The sequence below is a fragment of the Streptococcus sp. ALY_211 genome, from assembly GCF_058314555.1.
In genome coordinates this window covers 1-20,724 of record NZ_JBZFUN010000015.1, presented here as the reverse complement: position 1 = coordinate 20,724, position 20,724 = coordinate 1, and the positions used below count along the sequence as shown (strand labels likewise).

The 20,724-nt window shown below is 41.9% G+C and carries 20 protein-coding genes and 1 other annotated feature; of the genes, 19 read left to right on the top strand and 1 reads right to left on the bottom strand.

Features of this window, described 5'->3' with window-relative positions:
• Positions 1-187: 187 nt before the first annotated feature.
• The 19 genes from AC4HAJ_RS08420 (at position 188) to AC4HAJ_RS08330 (ending at position 19,834) form a co-directional block, all read left to right on the top strand.
• A complete protein-coding gene (locus AC4HAJ_RS08420) occupies positions 188-325 on the top strand; it encodes a hypothetical protein (RefSeq protein WP_491079713.1) in 138 nt (45 codons plus the stop codon).
• Positions 189-317: a sequence feature (ribosomal protein L20 leader region), on the top strand. It overlaps the preceding gene by 129 nt.
• 4 nt (positions 326-329) lie before the next feature.
• Positions 330-863: a translation initiation factor IF-3 gene (infC, locus tag AC4HAJ_RS08415; RefSeq protein ID WP_491079712.1), complete on the top strand. Its 534-nt coding sequence runs from the start codon at positions 330-332 to the stop codon at positions 861-863.
• A gap of 35 nt (positions 864-898) precedes the next feature.
• On the top strand, positions 899-1,099 hold the full coding sequence (gene rpmI / locus AC4HAJ_RS08410; protein WP_075346980.1) for a 50S ribosomal protein L35: 201 nt from the start codon (positions 899-901) through the stop codon (positions 1,097-1,099).
• 43 nt (positions 1,100-1,142) lie between these two features.
• Positions 1,143-1,502 carry a 50S ribosomal protein L20 gene (gene rplT / locus AC4HAJ_RS08405; protein WP_491079711.1) on the top strand — a complete coding sequence of 120 codons (360 nt, stop codon included), beginning with the start codon at positions 1,143-1,145 and terminating at the stop codon, positions 1,500-1,502.
• Positions 1,503-1,776: 274 nt separating this feature from the next.
• Positions 1,777-3,078: a polysaccharide deacetylase family protein gene (locus AC4HAJ_RS08400; RefSeq protein ID WP_491079710.1), complete on the top strand. Its 1,302-nt coding sequence runs from the start codon at positions 1,777-1,779 to the stop codon at positions 3,076-3,078.
• A gap of 237 nt (positions 3,079-3,315) precedes the next feature.
• A complete protein-coding gene (gene aroA / locus AC4HAJ_RS08395) occupies positions 3,316-4,599 on the top strand; it encodes a 3-phosphoshikimate 1-carboxyvinyltransferase (RefSeq protein ID WP_491079709.1) in 1,284 nt (427 codons plus the stop codon).
• Positions 4,592-5,074: a shikimate kinase gene (locus tag AC4HAJ_RS08390; protein WP_491079708.1), complete on the top strand. Its 483-nt coding sequence runs from the start codon at positions 4,592-4,594 to the stop codon at positions 5,072-5,074. Before aroA ends, AC4HAJ_RS08390 begins: the two co-directional genes overlap by 8 nt.
• Positions 5,065-5,889: a prephenate dehydratase gene (gene pheA / locus AC4HAJ_RS08385; RefSeq protein ID WP_491079707.1), complete on the top strand. Its 825-nt coding sequence runs from the start codon at positions 5,065-5,067 to the stop codon at positions 5,887-5,889. The genes AC4HAJ_RS08390 and pheA overlap by 10 nt, the downstream gene beginning before the upstream one ends.
• Positions 5,890-5,906: 17 nt before the next feature.
• Entirely contained in the window at positions 5,907-7,250 is a 1,344-nt protein-coding gene (locus tag AC4HAJ_RS08380) for an LCP family protein (protein WP_491079706.1), read from the top strand.
• A 667-nt stretch (positions 7,251-7,917) separates the two neighbouring features.
• Positions 7,918-9,276 carry a 23S rRNA (uracil(1939)-C(5))-methyltransferase RlmD gene (gene rlmD, locus AC4HAJ_RS08375; protein ID WP_491079705.1) on the top strand — a complete coding sequence of 453 codons (1,359 nt, stop codon included), beginning with the start codon at positions 7,918-7,920 and terminating at the stop codon, positions 9,274-9,276.
• A gap of 444 nt (positions 9,277-9,720) precedes the next feature.
• Positions 9,721-10,014: a type II toxin-antitoxin system RelB/ParD family antitoxin gene (relB, locus tag AC4HAJ_RS08370; protein ID WP_491079704.1), complete on the top strand. Its 294-nt coding sequence runs from the start codon at positions 9,721-9,723 to the stop codon at positions 10,012-10,014.
• Positions 10,007-10,345, top strand: coding sequence for a type II toxin-antitoxin system RelE/ParE family toxin (locus tag AC4HAJ_RS08365; RefSeq protein ID WP_491079703.1), 339 nt, complete (start codon positions 10,007-10,009; stop codon positions 10,343-10,345). The genes relB and AC4HAJ_RS08365 overlap by 8 nt, the downstream gene beginning before the upstream one ends.
• A 781-nt stretch (positions 10,346-11,126) precedes the next feature.
• Positions 11,127-12,278, top strand: coding sequence for an acyltransferase family protein (locus AC4HAJ_RS08360; protein WP_491079702.1), 1,152 nt, complete (start codon positions 11,127-11,129; stop codon positions 12,276-12,278).
• Positions 12,279-12,549: 271 nt separating this feature from the next.
• A complete protein-coding gene (locus AC4HAJ_RS08355; protein ID WP_491079701.1) occupies positions 12,550-14,100 on the top strand; it encodes a cation:proton antiporter in 1,551 nt (516 codons plus the stop codon).
• 286 nt (positions 14,101-14,386) lie between these two features.
• A complete protein-coding gene (locus AC4HAJ_RS08350; RefSeq protein WP_491079700.1) occupies positions 14,387-14,566 on the top strand; it encodes a hypothetical protein in 180 nt (59 codons plus the stop codon).
• Between the two features lie 155 nt (positions 14,567-14,721).
• The gene (locus AC4HAJ_RS08345) at positions 14,722-16,482 is read left to right on the top strand and encodes a 1-deoxy-D-xylulose-5-phosphate synthase (protein WP_491079699.1); all 1,761 of its coding nucleotides are present in this window, start codon (positions 14,722-14,724) and stop codon (positions 16,480-16,482) included.
• A gap of 27 nt (positions 16,483-16,509) precedes the next feature.
• Positions 16,510-17,436: an aldo/keto reductase gene (locus AC4HAJ_RS08340; protein WP_491079698.1), complete on the top strand. Its 927-nt coding sequence runs from the start codon at positions 16,510-16,512 to the stop codon at positions 17,434-17,436.
• Positions 17,437-17,627: 191 nt separating this feature from the next.
• Entirely contained in the window at positions 17,628-18,626 is a 999-nt protein-coding gene (gene galE / locus AC4HAJ_RS08335) for a UDP-glucose 4-epimerase GalE (RefSeq protein ID WP_491079697.1), read from the top strand.
• Between the two features lie 104 nt (positions 18,627-18,730).
• The gene (locus AC4HAJ_RS08330) at positions 18,731-19,834 is read left to right on the top strand and encodes a superinfection immunity protein (RefSeq protein ID WP_491079696.1); all 1,104 of its coding nucleotides are present in this window, start codon (positions 18,731-18,733) and stop codon (positions 19,832-19,834) included.
• Positions 19,835-19,988: 154 nt separating this feature from the next.
• Here the strand turns inward: AC4HAJ_RS08330 and tnpA are convergent, their stop codons facing one another.
• Positions 19,989-20,462, bottom strand: a complete 474-nt coding sequence (tnpA, locus tag AC4HAJ_RS08325; protein ID WP_491079695.1) for an IS200/IS605 family transposase — start codon at positions 20,460-20,462, stop codon at positions 19,989-19,991.
• Positions 20,463-20,724: the final 262 nt, after the last annotated feature.

Genomic DNA, 20,724 nt, shown 5'->3' with positions numbered 1-20,724 from the left:
GCTTTGATGACTAGGTATTTCTTTGACTCTATCATAGTTAGTTCTATTTTCCTCATCTTTCTAGTTTACCAGACGGGACATTTTCACATTCGACCTAGCTAAGACATTATCATTTTCGAATGATATATTACAGAAAAAGCAAAGAAATTAATTGACATGAACTGATAGTTATGATAGACTATCATCAATGAGAAAAGCAGAAGTGAGAGCTTCTCGCCTTGCGACTAACGTTGTCTGGCTCTACATGTCAAAGTTCAAAAAGATGAACTATTATGTAGTGCGGGCTTGGTTTGTCAAGTCCGCTTTCGTTTTTCTCAAAAAATGAAGAGGTGAAAATCATCGCAAAAAAAGATTTATTCATAAATGATGAAATTCGCGTTCGGGAAGTTCGCCTTGTGGGACTCGATGGGGAGCAGTTAGGCATCAAGCCTCTGTCTGAAGCACAGGCAGCAGCTGACGAAGCTAATGTTGACCTTGTCTTGATTCAACCACAAGCAACTCCACCAGTTGCAAAAATTATGGACTATGGCAAGTTCAAATTTGAGTATCAAAAGAAACAAAAGGAGCAGCGCAAAAAGCAAAGCACTGTTACTATTAAAGAAGTGCGTCTCAGTCCGGTTATTGATAAGGGTGATTTTGAGACTAAACTTCGCAATGGCCGTAAATTTCTTGAAAAAGGCAACAAGGTCAAAGTTTCTATCCGCTTCCGCGGTCGTATGATTACTCACAAGGACATCGGAGCTAAGGTTTTAGCCGACTTTGCTGAAGCGACTCAAGATATCGCTATCATTGAGCAACGTGCTAAGATGGATGGTCGTCAGATGTTTATGCAATTGGCGCCAATCCCTGATAAGAAAAAGTAAGGGATACCAAGAAAACGACATAAGGAGAATTTAAAATGCCAAAACAAAAAACACATCGTGCATCAGCTAAACGTTTTAAACGTACAGGTTCAGGCGGTTTGAAACGCTTCCGTGCCTACACATCTCACCGTTTCCACGGTAAAACTAAAAAACAACGTCGTCATCTTCGTAAAGCATCTATGGTGCATTCAGGAGACTTCAAACGTATTAAATCAATGCTGACACGCATGAAATAAGCGTTAGCATACAGGAACTTAAGAAATTCGGAGGAAATATTAAATGGCTCGTGTTAAAGGTGGCGTTGTTTCACGTAAACGCCGTAAACGTGTACTGAAATTAGCTAAAGGTTACTATGGTGCTAAACACATCTTGTTCCGTACTGCAAAAGAACAAGTGATGAACTCTTACTACTATGCTTACCGTGACCGTCGTCAACGTAAGCGTGATTTCCGCAAATTGTGGATCACTCGTATTAATGCAGCTGCACGTATGAACGGTTTGTCATATTCACAGCTTATGCATGGCTTGAAGTTAGCTGAAATCGAAGTGAACCGCAAGATGCTTGCTGACTTGGCTGTCAATGATTCTGCAGCATTTACAGCATTGGCTGATGCGGCAAAAGCAAAACTGGGTAAATAAGATTCAAGATTTAAAAAAACAAGTTCAATGTGAGCTTGTTTTTTAGTATCTGAAACTATTGAAAAAGCCAACAGCTGCTGTGCTAAGTTAGTGAAAATAGATAAGAATAAAGTAAGATACATGTTGTCTGATATGCGGATAAATTATTTTGGCCCCGCTTGATAATAGCTATAGGAAATACAGAGAGGGACAGTAAGTAGATGATTTAAACAAGTTCTTGATACATCAATGTTTTTCCTCTATAATAAAGGTGATTGAGTTAAAGGGGAATATCGTGAAAAAATATATCTACTTTCTGTATGCTGCTATTTTTGTCTCAGCTGCTCTGCTAGGCTTGCTCATCTACCAGCATGCTGTCGTCCAAGATGATCTACATGCAGTAACAAAAATGGAGATCAATAAAAGCCGTCAAAATGGTCCGATTAGAGTGATTAGAGAAGGGACGACCTATTACCATTTCCCAGCTGATTCTGATGGTAAGATTAATGGTCCACTAAAGAAAGAGATAAAACAATTAGGGACTAAGCGCTCTGAGGGCAGCTATCGCTTTATTGGATTGTCTTACTCCCAAGTCCAGCTCAGCGGTATCCGTCAGGCAGACATTTATATGGATACCTATCAGTCCAAGGATAAAAAGCTAAGACGCCAGAAGACTAAAATCTTACAATCGATTATCGTCAATTCTGATAATTCACGTGTTACCTTGGCAGACTTTTTATCTCGCTCACCCAAGGCCAAAGATGACCTGAAGCCTCTAGTGGAAAATAGCTTGAAATCTATCGCTCTTAGCAATAAAGATAGAAAGCAACTGATGGCCACCTTCCAAAAAACAAGCCTAAAATCACAAGACTATGATTATCGTAATGGGGAGCTAAGACTGTTGATCCAAGACAAGTCCATCCCATTAGAGATAGACCAGCTCTACTCTATTTTAAACCCTATTTATTTAAAAAATGAAGACCTGAAGGCCTATCAAACCTACAAACATAGTAGCAATGCCTACCATCAAAAGATGTCTGGTCGTTATGTTGCTTTGACTTTTGATGACGGACCAGATGCAACAACGACGCCTCAAGTGCTGGAAATTCTCAAAAAATACCGTGCAAAGGCCACCTTCTTTGTGGTTGGCCAAAATATTGAGGGAAATGAGTCTATCATGAAAGATCTCGTGGATGACGGCCAAGAAATTGGGAATCACTCATGGAGCCATTCCATGCTAAGCAGTTTGCCGATGGACGCCTTAGATATTGAAATAAATCAAACAAGTAAGGCGATTCAAGATGCCACTGGCCTACCACCAGCTGTTCTGAGACCACCTTACGGTCAAACAAATGAAACAGTCCGCAATGCATCAAACCTTTATGAAGTTCTCTGGGATGTTGATACTCTTGATTGGCAGAGCAAGGATCCAGATGCTATTCTTGAACAGGTTAAGCAACAGACCAAGGAGGGGAGTGTGATCTTGATGCATGATATTCATCCAACAACAGTTCAAGCCCTTCCAAAAGTTCTCGACTACCTTAAGTCTCAAGGCTACACCTTTGTGACGGCTAGTCAACTCTACGGCTATGCTTGATAGCCACAAGAGAGCAAGACAAGGGACAGGGGGCAACCGTTGTACTTGTCTGATAAATCTATAACAATGCTTAAAAGTCTGGACTTTGCCTCCAGGCTTTTTAGTTAGTGAGAAGACATAAAATAGTGATTCGACTTAAAATCATCCAAAAGTCCCAAAGAATTTTCGGATCAGCTCTGAATATTTGAAGGCTTTGTGGTAAAATATTGATAATCATTTGCATATTGGAGCCTATTTATGAAACTTGAAACAGCTGTTGATCACCTGCGTGGTCACCTACGTATTCCTGGGGATAAATCAATTAGTCATCGTTCTATCATGTTCGGTAGCCTAGCTAAGGGCGTGACGACGGTACATGATATCTTGAGAGGAGAGGATGTCCTCTCAACTATACAGGCTTTTCGTGATATGGGAGTCACTATCGAAGATGATGGCAAGCTAGTGAAAATTCACGGTGTAGGTTTTGATGGTCTCAAGGCACCAGAGCAAGCATTAGATATGGGGAATTCGGGTACCTCTATTCGGTTGCTTTCAGGTCTTCTTGCAGGTCAAGACTTTGCTGTTGAGATGGTGGGAGATGACTCCTTATCTAAGCGTCCTATGGACCGTGTATCAATTCCCTTGAGAAAGATGGGCGTAGAGATAGCCGGTCGCACTGATCGTGATTTACCCCCCCTTAAAATGCATGGCTCCAAATCCCTCGCGCCTATCCATTATGAGCTTCCCGTTGCATCTGCTCAGGTTAAATCCGCTCTTATTTTTGCAGCCTTGCAAGCTGATGGGGAATCTATCATCATTGAAAAAGAGAAAACACGTAATCATACGGAAGATATGATCACTCAATTTGGGGGTCACTTAGAAATTGAAGGCAAGGAAATTCGTGTACGGGGTTCTCAAACCTTCACAGCTCAGGATATCCATGTACCTGGGGATATCTCCAGTGCAGCATTCTGGTTGGTCGCAGGTCTCGTACTACCAGATAGTAAGATTGTGCTCGAAAACGTTGGGATCAATGAAACACGAACGGGTATTCTGGACGTCATTAAATCGATGGGAGGTAAACTGGCTCTAAGTGAGATCGATCCAGTCGCTAAGTCAGCAACGATTACAGTGGAAACATCAGAGCTCCACGGTACAGAAATATCAGGAGAGATTATCCCCCGTTTGATTGATGAACTGCCTATTATTGCGCTCTTAGCTACTCAGGCTAAGGGGCAGACAGTTATCCGTGATGCTCAAGAACTCAAGGTAAAGGAAACGGATCGTATTCAGGTTGTAGCCGATGCCTTAAATAGTATGGGGGCAGAGATTCATCCGACTGCTGATGGTATGATTATTAATGGAAGAACCCTCCTGCATGGAGCTCATATCAATACCCAAGGGGATCATCGCATTGGAATGATGGTAGCTATTGCTGCCCTTTTAGTCAAGACTGGTGAGGTTGAGCTTGATCGAGCAGAAGCGATTAATACCAGCTACCCAACATTCTTTGACCACTTGAAAGAGTTGATCAATGGCTAAGATTTTAATTGGCTTCATGGGATCAGGTAAATCCTCTGTAGCATCTTTGGTAGATCCTGATTTTATTGATATGGATCAGGTGATAGCAGACAAGATTGGAATGACTATTGCTGATTTTTTTGAGCAGCACGGAGAAGCAGCCTTTCGTCAACTTGAAAGACAGACCCTTTCTGATTTGTCAGAAAGTCACCACCTTATCTCAACAGGAGGCGGAGTAGTTTTGAGCCCAGAAAGTCGCCAGCTCCTAGCGGCTAATGGACAGACTATTTATCTACAGGCTGATTTTGATACCTTATATGATCGTATCCAAGCTGATAAAGCCAATATTAGGCCCCTCTTCGTCCATAATGACAAGGACAACTTTAAGGCTATCTTTGATAGCCGTCAGAAGCTTTATCAAGCCTCAGCCAACTATACTATTGATGTGACAGACAAATCACCAGAAGCGATTGCGGAGATAATTAAATGTTTGTAGGTTATTTGGGCCCTAGTGGGTCTTTTACACATAATGCAGCCTTGAGGATCTTTGCTGATGCTGAGCTTAAGCCTTATAAAACGATAACAGAAGTTATCAAGGCCTATGAGAAGCAGGAAGTGGATTATGCCATCGTTCCTGTTGAAAATTCTATTGAAGGCTCAGTTCATGAGAGCCTAGATTATCTCTTTCACCGTGCAGAGATCAGGGCTACGGCTGAGATTGTTCAGCCCATTAAACAGCAGTTAATGGCAAGCCGGACAGACAGAGCTATTGCTAAGATTTTTTCCCATCCTCAAGCTATTGCTCAAGCCAAACAATATCTCCAAGATCACTTTGCACATGTGGCCATAGAGCCTACAGCTAGTACCGCCTATGCAGCACGCTTTGTGGCTGATCATCCTGATAAGCCCTATGCAGCGATTGCTCCTACAGTAGCGGCTGAAGAGTACGGTTTAACCATCATTGGAAGAGATATCCAAGAAATAGATGAGAATTTTACACGATTCTGGCTCTTAGGTCACGATAAGCCTCAAATCGATCTGAAAGCATCAGCCCATAAGTTAAGTTTAGCCCTGACCTTACCAGACAATCTGCCGGGCGCTTTATACAAAGCCCTATCGGTATTTGCCTGGCGTGGCATTGATTTGACTAAAATTGAAAGCCGCCCCCTAAGAACAGTCCTGGGAGAATATTTCTTTATTTTGGATATCGATAACCAAGATCCAGAGCGGGTCGGCTTTGCTTTAGAAGAGCTGGCTAGCCTAGAAATTACCTATAAAATACTGGGAGACTACTCGGTCTTCACGATATAAGTAAAAGGAACGACAATATGGCAAACCCTAGATTGACTCATCATGAGGAATTACGCTATAACTATTTGATGAGTAACTTCCACTATCTAACACCCAAAGAGATGGCGGAGTACGACTACTTAAGGCAAAAAGTGGCTGGATCCAATCCAGAGCTTACTGAGGGTCGTTTTGCAGAGCAGATACAAGAAAATCCAGAGGTTCGTTTAGAGGATTACTCTGAAGAAAACGCTGACTTAACACCACAGGGGCTTCCTTTATATCCGGAAGGAAAAGCTAGGACGAGCAGACAACGTTCTAATAAGGACAAGCGCAAGCGCCGGGACAAGAAGTCGTCTGCACCTAAGGCTTATAAACCTTGGGGACGTCGTCTTAAGCGAGTCTTCTGGGTGGCTGTTATGGCTCTCCTTTTAGTAGGTGGTTTGATGGGCTACCGCTTTTACAAAGGAATCCATGATCTCTCTAATGATCCTAATTATCACGCAGCCTTAGTTGAAGAATTCAACGGTGAAGATACATCTGACGGCACTAATATTTTGATTCTAGGAAGTGACAAACGTGTCACTCAGAACGATACAGATGCCAGGACTGATACCATTATGGTAGCCAATGTGGGAAATTCCGATAAAAAGGTAAAGACTGTCAGTTTTATGAGGGATACACTGGTTAATATCTCAGGGGTCAGTGCTTATGAGGGAGCTAAGGATCAAAAGCTCAATGTTGCCTTCAATTTAGGTGAGCAAGATGACCACCACGGTGCTGAGTATATGCGGCAGGTTCTAAAGGATAATTTTGACATCAAGATAAAATATTATGCCATGCTGGATTTTGAAACCTTTGCCAAAGCTGTTGATACCCTATTTCCAGATGGTGTTGAAATTGATGCCCAGTTTGCCACTATAGATGGTGAAGATGTGACTGAAGTTGAGGTGCCAGACGACCTTAATGCTAAAAATGGTGTGACACCAGAACAGACCATCAAAGAAGGTAAACAAAAAATGGATGGGCGAACCTTACTCAATTACGCACGTTTTCGTAAGGATGATGAAGGCGATTACGGTCGCACCAAGCGTCAGCAACAAGTGATGTCAGAAGTCATTAGTCAGACTAAAAATATCTCCAAGCTCTTATCAGGATCAGAGGCGGCAGGAAAAATCTTTGGCATGACATCGACCAATATTCCTTATACCTTTCTTCTTCAAAATAGTGTGGGCTTAATGTCAGACATGTCTAGGGGGGTTGAGCAGCGAACCATGCCTGAGCATAGCGACTGGACTGATGCGACAGATATGTATGGAGGCTCAGGCTTGTCTATTGACTTTGATTATTATCAAAACGAACTCTCAGAAATGGGACTACGCTAGGCTGTAATCAAGTATGATATAATGAGACTGAGACAAAAGTTCTCAGCCTTATTTATTTAGTCAATTTCACTGACTAGGCGCAGTGGTTGGGAGTAAGACTTGTTGGCTATGCCAACTTTAATCTTACCCCTGCACAGTTCATTAAGTGCTTTAGTACCAATGAACCACTGCTGATTGACGGTCCTTATCTTGGGGCGCATTCTTATTTTCAGGCACCCCCTTAAACAGTCCACTGGACTGTTTAACTACCATGCAAGCGATAGCTCCAACAGTTTGGGGAACTGTTGGAGGTTATCTAATCTCATGAACTTACTGTTCATTTCATTTTCAACTTCAAAAGATCTCCCAGACCTTTTGAGCTATGCGGAGGTGGGTTAAAAAGCTCTAGTAGAGCTTTTTAATCGGGAAATAGAGCTTGTAAAGCAAGTGTCAAAATGCTCCAGTGGACTTTGGCAGTCTGGGAATAGCCTGTCAAAGCCTGCCACCTAAAAATAAGAAAGTGGCAGAACTCCGAGTCTAAAAATGGGAAAGCGAGGTAAATCAAAACCGTGATTTTTTCACGGTTTACTGATTGAGTCCAACATTCTTTTGTAGTCTGAGTTTGAATCGACAGTCAATCAGGGCGCCAGGAAGAGATCCAATACTAGTAAACGAGAAATGAGAGAGTATGTTAGAAAAAAATACTATCATAGATGTAACGATTATAGACTTGACCCACGAGGGAGCAGGTGTAGCTAAGGTCGACGGCCTTGTCTTTTTTGTGGACAATGCCTTGCCGGGTGAGCGTATTTCGATGCGGGTCTTAAAAGTCAAAAAGAAAATCGGCTATGGCAAAGTCGAGGAGTACTTGGAGTTTTCCCCTTTTCGTAACCAGGATCTAGATGCTACCTATCTGCGGACAGGAATAGCTGATCTAGGACATCTGGATTATGCTGAGCAGCTCAAATTTAAGCGCCAGCAAGTCATTACTAATCTAGCGAAGACAGCCGGAATTACTGACATTGAGGTGGCTGAAACCATTGGCATGGATGAACCTTATGCCTACCGTAATAAGGCGCAAGTTCCTGTACGTCGGGTCAAGGGACAACTAGAAACTGGTTTTTTCAGAAAGAACTCTCATGATTTGCTTCCTATAGAGGATTTTTACATTCAAGACAAGGAAATCGACCGCTTGATTGCTTACACTAGGGATTTATTGCGTCGCTATGACCTTAAGCCTTATGATGAGGACAATCAGACAGGTCTCATTCGCAATCTAGTCGTTCGTCGAGGGCATTACACGGGGCAGATGATGCTGGTGATTGTTAGCACACGTCTGAAACTATTTCGTATTGACCAGTTGATAAACGAACTGACGCAAGCCTTTCCGAACCTGGTTTCTATCATCCAAAATGTCAATGATCAAAATACCAATGTGATTTTTGGAAAGTCGTTTCGGACCCTTTACGGTAAAACAACGATCGAGGATCAGATGTTGGGAAATCGCTATGACATCTCAGCTCAATCCTTCTATCAAGTCAATACAGTTATGGCAGAAAAGCTTTATCAGACAGCTATTGATTTTTCTGATCTAGGACCCGATGATGTAGTTATTGATGCCTATTCTGGTATCGGAACGATTGGCCTCTCTTTTGCCAAGCAGGTTAAGGCAGTATATGGAGTCGAAGTGGTGGAAGCAGCTGTAGAAGATGCCAAGGCGAATGCACGAAAAAATGGGATCACCAATGCCCACTATGTGGCTTCTAGTGCAGAAGCAGCTATGGATCAATGGATAAAAGAGGGCATCAAACCAAGCCTTATCCTAGTGGATCCCCCTCGTAAAGGCCTGACGGAAAGCTTCATCACAGCAAGTGCTGCCATGTCACCACACAAAATCACCTACATTTCATGTAACCCAGCCACTATGGCACGTGACATCAAACGCTACCAAGAGCTGGGCTACCAACTAAAGAAAGTCCAGCCGGTGGACCTTTTCCCAAACACACATCACATCGAATGTGTCGCTTTACTCGAACAATGCAATTAGATTGTCCGCCTTGCTTACTATTTTAAGGCAAGGCGCTCAAAAGATTCACTGAATCTTTTGACTTCGACAGACGCATCATGTGGAGGTGGTTGCACTGCTTGTACGAGCGAAGTAAAATATAAGATAGCTGTCGAAGAATCAAGTGATGCGGTAAAACTGAACCTCTGAGGGCGTGCTTATTTTTAGGGAGATTAATTTATGGAATGTGATAACTCTTTTAAAAAATCTGAAAGAAACTTTTGGGGAAGTTACCATAGAACTTGTAAAAATGGTTGATGGTGAAACGACAAGGAATCTATCCATTTAAAAATGGCTGCCAGTCACAAAAATATTTAGAGGAACTTTTCATGCATACGGCGTGGCTATATTGAGTTTTTAGTTGAATGATACATTAACTATATGCTACAATGTAAATACATATAGTATATACAAGAGGTGCTTCATATGGCTACTACACAACCTGTTAATTTTCGTGCAGATTCTGCTTTTTATCAACAAACTAAGGACATTTTAGCAGATGAGCAAATCAGTCTTACAGATGTTTTTAATGCCGCATTAAGGAAGATTGCGACTGGCGCTGTCGATGCCAAAGAATTTGTTTCGAGTGACTTGCCAGAGTCACAGTATCAAATTGCTTTTGAAGATTTAAAGAAAGAGATTTTGCTAGGCCATCAAGATATTGCTCAAGGTAAGGTCACAGTGCTTGCAGACGTCAGAAAGGAATTTGGTCTTGACTAATCGTAAACCTTACATCGTTTCCTTATCTGATGCGGCTAAGCAGGATTTGAAAGCTATTCATGAGTACATTGTTCTCAACTTTTATAGCCAACAATCTGCCGATAGTAAAATTGATTTAATTTTATCTGCCTTAGAAACTTTAGAAATCTTCCCTGAAGCTTGTCCCCGTGTGGCGAGCCGAGGTTATGGTGAATTAACTGATGATGGCAAAAGCTACCGCTACATGCCTATTGAGAATTATTTAGCTTTTTATTATATTGAGGAGTACAATGTCTATATTTCTCGTATCATGAATGCAAAGCAAAACTGGGCAAAATTATTTAATAAGTAATTAGGAAATAGTTTTGGAAACTGTGTAGGAAAACGTTATGTTAAAAAGATCAAATAAGTCCATTTGAAGAAAATAATCTTCCTACTTATTTTAAAAAGGACGATTCAAGCTTAGACAATTTAAGAGATGGTTAGGTATTAGTTTTTTAGAAAATGAAGAACATAAAGTTCTCCTTGAATGGATAGGAAATGGAATGATAAAGAAAAAAGAACTGTCATTACAGTAAAATACACTGTAGTAACAGTCTTTTTGTATTTTCGCAGTATAATAAATAGTATAGTGAAAAATTAGCTGAACATCTTGTTGATGAAGTCAGCAAGCAGGAATAGCATTTGCTAATTAGGGAAGCTTGAGAAGGGTAGAAGTCCCACGAATAACAGAAATGGAGAGAACCCATGAAAATAGTAGAAGATGGAGAACAAAACAAGGATATTATCATACTGCCTCATGGTGGTGGACTTTCTTGGTGGAATTACTTTATGAAATGCTTCCTAGAAGTTATTTAGAAATCAAGGACAACCTGTATCATGGAGAGTATTCTATCAATCACTCAGATATATATGCTAAAGAAATCCTAGAAATGTTTATGTAATAATAACCTCTCCATATTGAAGTCACGCTCACCATCACAAAAGCTCTTCCACAAGACACTTGACAGGTTTGCTTAAAGCTAGACCTTCTTTCCATTTCATGTTAGGATGGTACAAGTGTTATAGTTAGTGTTAAGGAATGCCAAAAATGATGAGAGTTTCTTAATGACGATGTATGGAGGGAGGAAGCCATGATGCCAACAAAAAAGAAGCCCAGGGATGCTAATATTGAACTGCTAAGAGTGGTCGCTCTGTTTCTGATCATCATGTATCATATCGTGCGCCATTGTGTCAAAGTCCAGCTGGTTGATCCAGAAAGCTTGGGACGTGAGGTTGTTGATGCCTTCAATCATCCTGTCTTTTATCCTCGCTTGTTGATATTAAATATTATCATGACTTTCGGCAGTATTGGCAATGCGATTTTTATCCTTATATCAGGCTATTTCATGGCCAATAGGGAGGCAAAAGCTATTAAGATCGGCCATATTTCTAAGAAGTTGATCAGCCAGCTTGTCTTTGTGGCGGTAGTTTTGACTTGCTTGCCCCCTTTTATTCAACAGTGGCGACCAGATTTTGCGCTGACTCTGCAGCGCTTCATGCGGATCAACGATGAATTCTGGTTTGTGGGTTATTATTTTGCCGTTATTCTCTTTGCCAAGTTTTATTTAAATCAATTTTTACAAAAGCTGGATCAAAAAGGCTATACCAACTTTCTCTTGATCCTTTTTGCTCTTTTGACCTTCTCTTGGACCAATCATATGTTTCGGTCTCTAGCTAGCGGCTTAGATATCTTGGTGACAGGCATTTTTCTCTATTCACTAGCGGGCTTTATCCGCCGTTTTGATGTTTTCGAAAAGATTCGCCTAACCACCTTTATAGGAGTCGCTGGTTTAAGCTACGTCCTGATCTATATATCTGGCATTAATCAGGTCAACACCAATATTAGAAATTATATGATCAGCGACGAGAAGGAAGAGTTTCTGCAAAGAGTGCCTGATTTTAATAATAGCAGCCTAGTTATTATTATCATTGCTGTCTGCCTATTTGAGATTTTTAGGCGCTTATGCTTGCCCAATAGCCGTGTTTTATCATTCTTAGGCCAATCGACCTTCATGGTTTATTTGATTCATGATAATAGCTTCTTTTACAGTTTGTGGAATTTGAGAGATTGGGTAACAACCTTGGAACGAAGTCCCCAGCTTTTTCTAATGCAGATAGTCAAGTGGTCTCTCTATACGTTTGCAGCAGGCGTTGCCGTTTATGCGGCTTATCTCTTAGTCAGATGGCTGTTGAGATACAACAAGTGGCTGTTTGTGAAAACTGATCCAGATCCTAATGGATAGCTCCATGATAAAAGGCGACGATGATACCAGTAAAATCAAGCGGCTCGCCTTGAAGGCCAAGGGGAGCCGTTTTTAGTATCCTTAATCAAAAGATGAGATCAAAGAGATAACAAATCACTGACAATCTTATGACAAACAAGCCCCAAGGCTAGCAGGCAATAGGTGAAAATGATATAATACCAAAGATTTTGACCGAGGACGGGACAAGGATTGATATAATCGCAGAAATGTGACAGTTCAATGTTCCCAGACCTTTTCAAAGGAGATTGTTATGACAGAGATTTTTATTTCACTAACCATTATTACCTTTATATCAGCAGTAACCCCCTTAGTAGCTAGACTAATTCCCAGACAGGTCGTTCCTGAGCCAGTCCTCTTGATTGCAGCGGGAGCCCTTCTTGGACCTCATAGTTTAAATATGATTCATGCGCATAGTGAAGCCTTGGAACTGCTATCAGAGTTAGGCTGTGCCTTCTTATTCTTACTGGCAGGGTATGAAATTGACCCTAAAGTCATTGTCGGAAAAGAAGGAAAGAAAGGGTTTTGGACTTGGGGTGTAACCTTTGTGATTGGTCTAGCAGTCGCAGTCATCATGCCCAATATTGCCTCAGGTAGCCAAGGGGTGATTGCAACCGCCCTACTCTTTACCACATCAGCTCTGGGAACTCTTATGCCCATCCTTGAAGAAAGAGGGCTCATTGGAACAAAAATGGGTGATACCATCCTAGCCTACGGGACCTGGGGAGAGGTATCGACAGTCATTGCCATGGCTATCTTATTATCAGCTCGATCTACCTGGCAAACAGCAACGATCTTGGGCTTGCTGCTGATTCTTTGTATTTGGCTGGGATTTTTGGGAAATAAAGCGGTTCAAGGTGGAGGGAGTCTCTACAATTTCTTGAAAGCAAAGGCAGATACCAATTCTCAGATGACCGTTCGTATCACTATTTTATTGATGATTGTCTTGGTTGCCTTTTCATCGCTATTTAAGTTGGATATTGTCCTAGGAGCCTTTGCGGCAGGATTTGTTCTTCGCTTTGTCATGCCAGAAAACTCTCACCTCTTGGAGAAAAAGCTCAATGGATTGGCTCATGGTTTTTTGATTCCCCTCTTCTTTGTTATGTCTGGATCTAGTATCAACATGAGTGCTGTTGGTAAACGCCCAGGCTTATTGCTAGCCTTTATCGCAGCCTTGATTATGATTCGTGCCATTCCTATTGTGATTTCCCTTTCGTTAGAGAAAAATCCCAAAGAACGTCTCAGTCTCCACAATCGTTTTTCCGTTGCTTTTTATTGCAGTACAGCCCTTCCTTTGATTGTTGGTATTACAGGAATAGCAGTGAAGGACAATTTTATGTCCAGTGACATTGCTTCGACTTTAATTGCAGCAGGAGCGATTACAATCTTTTTGATGCCCTACCTTGGAGCTCTGACTTACACCGTAGTAGATGCTGATCCTATCACAGCTGTCAGGGAGTTCATTCATTCTCCTAAGGAACTCACTACCATTATCAATCGCCACAGGGAGTTGGAGCGCTCAAGAATTCACGATTATCAGGACTATGCCGCTAAGAAAGTTGCCTGGGGACTAAACCAAATCAAAAACCAAGATGAGCAAGAAGAGTTACGAGTCCTCTTGAGGCAAAATAAGTCAGAGATCGATCGTTTCCATCACCAACAATTAGAAAAACGAAAAGACCTCTATGATAAGCACAGAGAATCTTTGACAGAGCTCTATCGTAAATATCATAATGGTGAAGTGCCGAGTGACCATTTCTTGCGCATTTTAGAAAATAAAGAACTAGACCGGAACTATGACTAAGCAAGAACGAGAGTGGGACTCAGTCAGTAAACCGTGAGAAAATCACCGTTTTGATTTACCTCGCTTTCCTATTTTTAGGTAGAATGCTTTGGCAGTCTATCCCCAGACTGCCAAAGCCCATTGGAGCTTTTGACCATTGCTTTGCAGGCTTTATTTCCCGATTAAAAAGTTCTACATAGCTCAAAAGGTCTCCCAGACCTTTTGAGGTTGAAAATGAGATGAACAGTAAGTTCATGAGATTAGGTGGCTTCCAACAGTTCCCCAAACCGTTGGAGTTATCACTTGCATGGTCGTTAAACAGTCCAGTGGCCTGTTTAAGGGAGCGCCTGAAAATAAGAATGGCCCCAAGATAAGGACTGCCAATCAGCAGTGGTTCATTGGTACTAAAGCACCTAATGAACTGTGCAGGGGTAAGACTAAGCCGGCAAGTCAGCGAGTCTTGCTCCCAACCACTGCGCAAATCTAATAAATAATGCTACGAGTCTGGGCTTTTGTCCCAGACTCGTTCTTTGGTAAAGTGCCAGTAAGGGCGATCCTACTTACAGGGCATATGTCTATTTAGTTGCCTTGGAGTTAACTCCAAGGTGTATAATGACGGCATGAATAAAGGAGGAATAAGTGATGTTAGAAAAGATTCAATCACCTGCTGATTTAAAAAATCTATCGGCAACCCAACTCCAAGAAGTTGTAGATGATGCCCGTCAAGCTCTTTTAGAAAAATTGAGTCACCATGGTGGTCATAACGGGCCCAACCTTGGTGTGGTTGAGATGACAGTAGCTATGCATTATGTCTTCCAATCGCCTATCGATAAGTTTATCTTTGATGTATCGCATCAGACCTACATCCATAAAATGCTAACTGGCCGTGCCCAAGCCTTCACAGATCCAGCTCATTATGATGATGTGTCTGGCTACACCAACCCTAGAGAAAGCGAGCACGACCAATTCATTGCTGGTCACACCTCCACCTCTTTGTCCTTGGCATCAGGTGTAGCGCGTGCGCGTGATTTAAAGGGAGAATCTTACAATGTTGTGGCTCTAATTGGAGATGGCTCTCTATCAGGGGGGATGGCTTTTGAAGGCCTGAATCAGATTGCGACATCAGGGACTAATACCATAGTGATCGTCAATGATAATGACCAGTCAATTGCTCCTAATCCACAAGGGGGGCTTTACACAGCTCTGCGTACCTTGCGTGAAAGTAAGGGAGAAGCGGCAAATAATCTTTTCAAGGCACTTGGCTTTGATTATCGTTATCTAGAAGAGGGCAATGACCTTCAGTCCTTGATCCAACTTTTTGAAGATGTCAAAGACAGCGATCATCCTGTCATTTTACACATTCATACGATCAAGGGTAAGGGATTTAAACCAGCCGAAGATAATCGTAACAATTTCCATGCTGGTGGACCATTTAGTCTAGAGACAGGGCAGTATCTAGATCAAGGAAATAGTCAAGAAACCTACAACAGTCTGACGACAGAATTAATCGTCAACAAGATTAAGCAAGATCCAACCGTTATTGTTCTCAATGCTGGTACACCTGGGATTATTCTATCTATGGATCAACGGCAAGAGGCAGGACGACAATTTGTAGATGTGGGGATTGCTGAAGAGCAAGCAGCTACTATGGCAACAGGACTAGCACAAAATGGTGCTAAGCCAGTCTGGGCAGTGACAGCAACCTTTATGCAGAGGGCTTATGACCAGCTATCACATGATATGGCTCTCAATAAAGAACCAGCAACTGTCTTAGTTTACGGAGCTTCCAGCCAAGCCATGAATGTGGAGAGCCACCTGGGCATTTTTGACATGACCTATGCTTCTCATATTCCTAATATAGTCTACCTAGCACCGACCAGCAAGGAAGAACATTTGGCCATGGTGGATTGGGCTGTTGATCAAACAGACTATCCAGTTATTATTCGTGTCCCATTTGGAGAAGTTAAGGAAACTGGTCAGGCTGTACCAGCTGATTTTTCAGCTATCAATAAAAATTTGGTGACACAAGAAGGTAAAGGCGTAGCCCTCTTTGGTCTCGGCAACTTCTACCACCTCGCCAAGGAAGTTGCAGATGTCTTAGCAAAAGACCATGCTATAACAGCTACCTTGGTCAATCCTCGGTTTGCTTCTGGATTGGATAAAGAATTATTGGACTCTCTTGAACCTAACCATGAAGTTGTAGTGACCCTTGAGGATGGCCAGCTCGATGGTGGTTATGGACAGACAGTAGCTAGCTACTTGGGTGATACAAACTTGAAAGTTCAAAATTATGGTATCAGCAAAGCCTTCCACGATCGATACGACCGCTCTGAACTCTTACAAGCCAATGGATTGACAGTTGAAAACATTGTAGCTAAGGTGTTGGCTAGTTTAGAAAAGTAGTCTTGATAAAAGAAAAGAGGAAAAATCATGAAAACTTATGATATTGTTAACGGCCCTAAAAATGTTGCAGCCATCGTCCAAGGTTGTATGCGTATGACAGATTTATCAAATGGGGAAGCAGCAGACGTTATCAGAGCTGCCTATGAATCAGGAATTACTTTTTTTGATCATGCCACTAGTTATGGTAACGGAGCAGCTGAGAGCCGTTTTGGCCAAGCCTTCAAGCTGACCGATATTAAGCGTGAAGATATTTTTATTCAAACTAAACTCGGCTTACGCTTTGAACGTCACGAGTTTGATTGGACCAAAGAAAATATTTTGACCAGTGTCGATGAAAGTTTGGAACGCTTGCAAACTAATTATATTGACTCACTCTTGCTCCATCGCCCTGATGTTTTATTTGATCCAGCAGAAGTTGCAGAAGCTTTTGATGAACTAGAAAAAAGTGGTAAGATCCGCTATTTTGGAGTCAGCAACCTTATGCCCTTGCAAATTGAGCTGCTTAAGAAATATGTTAAGCAACCTCTAGTATTTAACCAGCTTCAGCTTTCTATGGAGCAGTCCCAACTGATTGACCAACCGCTGTATATGAATAACAAGGAGACAGATATGTCAATCAATCGTGATGGTGATACACTGGATTATTGCCGTCTTAATGACATCACCATTCAAGCCTGGTCTCCTCTACAATATGGCTTCTTCCAAGGAACTTTTGTCGATAACCCAGATTTTCCAGAGCTAAATGCCGCTCTTGATAAATTTGCCAAACGTGAAGGAGTTACCAAAGCAGCCATTGCCTTGGCTTGGATTTTACGCCATCCAGCTCATATGCAAGTGATTATCGGAAGCATGAATCCACAGCACATTAGAGAAGCGGCTCAAGCTAGCAAAGTGAGCCTGTCACATCATGATTGGTATGAACTCTACCTAGCATCCGGCAAATACCTTCCTTAAAAATCAGAAGAAAAGTCAATTTTATACAGACAAATCAGCCCTTCTAGGACTGATTTTTTCTATGTTAGGGTTATGGAAATTTTAGAATTTAACCTGTATAATTGACATAAAAACTCGATGAGCTATTGGGTAAATAATGTTAGGAAAGGAATCTGCCGGAAAGCTAATATCCAGCAGAAATTGTGATAATTATGGCCATTATGGTTTTAGGTGGAGCAGGTTATATTGGATCTCATATGGTTGATCGTTTGGTCGAAAAAGGAGAAGAAGTAGTTGTTGTCGATAATCTTACAACAGGACACCGTGCTGCGGTCCATCCAGACGCTCATTTTTACCAAGGCGATTTAGCAGATCAGGAATTTATGCGCAAAGTCTTTGCAGAAAACCCTACAGTAGATGCCGTTATTCACTTTGCTGCCTATTCTCTGGTGGCAGAGTCAATGGAAAAGCCACTCAAGTATTTTGATAACAATACAGTCGGCATGGTTAAACTTCTGGAAGTTATGCACGAGTGCCAGATCAAGTACATTGTCTTTTCCTCAACGGCAGCCACTTATGGTGTTCCAAAAGAAGTTCCAATCAAGGAAACGACGCCTCAACACCCCATCAATCCCTATGGTGAAAGTAAGCTGATGATGGAAACTATCATGAAATGGGCTGACCAGGCTTACGGTATTAAATTTGTTCCTTTACGCTATTTTAATGTTGCTGGCGCAAAACCAGATGGCTCAATCGGTGAAGACCACGGACCTGAAACCCATCTCTTACCCATCATCCTACAAGTGGCTCAAGGAGTTAGAGAAAAAATTATGATCTTTGGAGATGATTATGATACGCTGGATGGCACAAATGTCCGTGATTACGTGCATCCTTTTGACTTGGCAGATGCCCATCTTCTAGCTCTCAACTATCTTCGTCAAGGAAATCCCTCAACTGCCTTTAACCTTGGATCTGCTACGGGATTTTCAAATCTTCAAATTCTAGAAGCCGCTCGTAGGGTGACAGGTCAAGAGATCCCAGCCGAAAAAGCTGATCGCCGACCAGGAGATCCTGATATTTTGATTGCAGATTCCCAGAAAGCTCGCAGTATCCTTGGCTGGACACCAGAATTTGATGATATTGAAACCATTATCGAAACGGCTTGGTCTTGGCATTCAAAGCATCCAAATGGTTATGGAGATAAGAAATAATAGAAAAGTTTTCAAGGATAGATCCAGAAGGCTAATAATGGTTCGGCATTGCTCAAGCTAAAAGAGTCTGTTATAATGACACTTAAGAATAGATGGAGGAAACTATGAATCAACAAGAATGGATTGAATATTTCACACTGGTTTACGGACGAAAGCCTAGTATCCCAGAAATGGCACAGGCCGCTAAAAACGGTGAATTTACCATGGTTGCAAAATCTGAACCGTCTCAGACGCAACAACCTTTATCACAAGATAAGACGATGGAGCAGCCCCAAGTTCAGCCTGAGCCTATAGAGAAGCAAGATCCTGTAGTTGAGCCGGTTAGTCCAGTACAAGCTGAAGCAAACTCAGTGGCAAATGAGACTCCAGCAGCGCCTGCGCAGCCGCTATCGGAGACTACATCTATGCCAGCTGATCATTTATCAGAGAGCAGTGTGGAAGAGGTAATGCCTGCACAAGAGCAGGAAGCTATTTCTGAAGAGTCACCAGTAGCTCCGCAAGTAAGCCAAGATTCCTCAGCAGAAGTTACCTATGCTGATGTGACAGAAGCTTACCAGCCTCAGCCATCAGCCGAAGTTTTCCAACCTAGTCAACCTCAGCCAGAGCAGGTTGCTCAAAGCTTTGCTCAACCTGTATCAGCTGGCCCTTCTCAAGCTGCTACCAATACCTTCCAAACACCAGCGCAAGCAACCACTTCTCAGCCTGAGGAAACGGGATCCGGGCAGACGTTAGCATCGACAATCGCAATGATGGTACTAGCCTATATTCCAATCTTTTTCCTAACATGGTATGAGATCGGTCTAGTCTTTCCAACACTCAATTTATTGATACAAGGTATCTTAGTGTTCTTCCTTGCGATCATTAGTTCAGTCGTCTACTTCCTACCGACAATTCTAAGTACCGCCAAAAATAAGTGGACCCTGTTTATTGTCAATTTCCTCACAGCTTGGTCCTTGATTGGTTGGATTGTTCTACTAGTGTTAGCTATTAGGAATAATAATCCTCAACCAGCCCAGCCAGTTTCTGCTAAGCCTGCACCTGGTTATACCCAGGAAAGCCCATCAGCTGCGTTAAATATTAGCCAGGCAGCTGTTGACGCCACCAATTCGGTTGCTCAAGAATTGATGAAATTGCAAGCGCTCAAAAACCAGGGTGTCTTGACAGAAGAAGAATTTCAAGCACAAAAAGCTAAAATTCTAGGAAATTAGAGATATAATCTTGATAAAAAGTCAAAACCACCCGTGAAAACGGGTGGCTTGTACACCGCCTATAAGGCGTTGAGTGCCAGCTGCGTCTAAAGACGCTAGCTGAACGTTGTTCAGGCTGCTTGATTACTTGACTTATGCCCGTAAAAACGGGCTTTTATCGTGTTCGAAATCCTCCATCTGAAAATGGATCCTCGTATTCTTTTACACTCAACTTATCAAGAGCTATGTCATCCTTCTCTTGATCTCTAATGTATTTCGCTACTGTTTTTTCATTCAAACCCACTGTGCTGACGTAGTAGCCCCTCGCCCAAAACTTTCGATTTCCGTATTTGTATTTCAAATTAGCATGCTTATCAAAAATCATCAAGGCACTCTTACTTTTTAAATAGCCCATAAATTCAGAAATCGAAAGCTTTGGTGGTATTAGGACCAACATATGAACATGATCCGGCATCATATGTCCTTCAATGATTTCTACCCCTTTATAAAGGCAAAGTTGACGGATAATTGCTATCAAATCCGCCCTAATTTTATAATAGATTTCTTTACGACGATATTTAGGCGTAAAGACTATATGATATTTGCACATCCATTTTGTATGTGATAGACTGTAACTGGTTTTTGCCATTTATTTTTCCTCCTTAGTCTAACCTGAACACTTAGATTATATCAGGAAAAATAAATGAAAGCTCAAAGCCTTATCAGCCACCAGCTTAGCTGGTGGTTTTATTGTTTTTCTCTCCGAGAAAAACTGGCTCGAAGCCATAAATCAAAACCACCCGTCAAACGGGTGGTTTGAACCAGGGCTATAAGCCCATAAAGCTAGCCAGCGCCTAAAGACGCTGGCTTTCACTCTGTTCAAGCCTTATGGCTCTTGACGCGTCACAAAC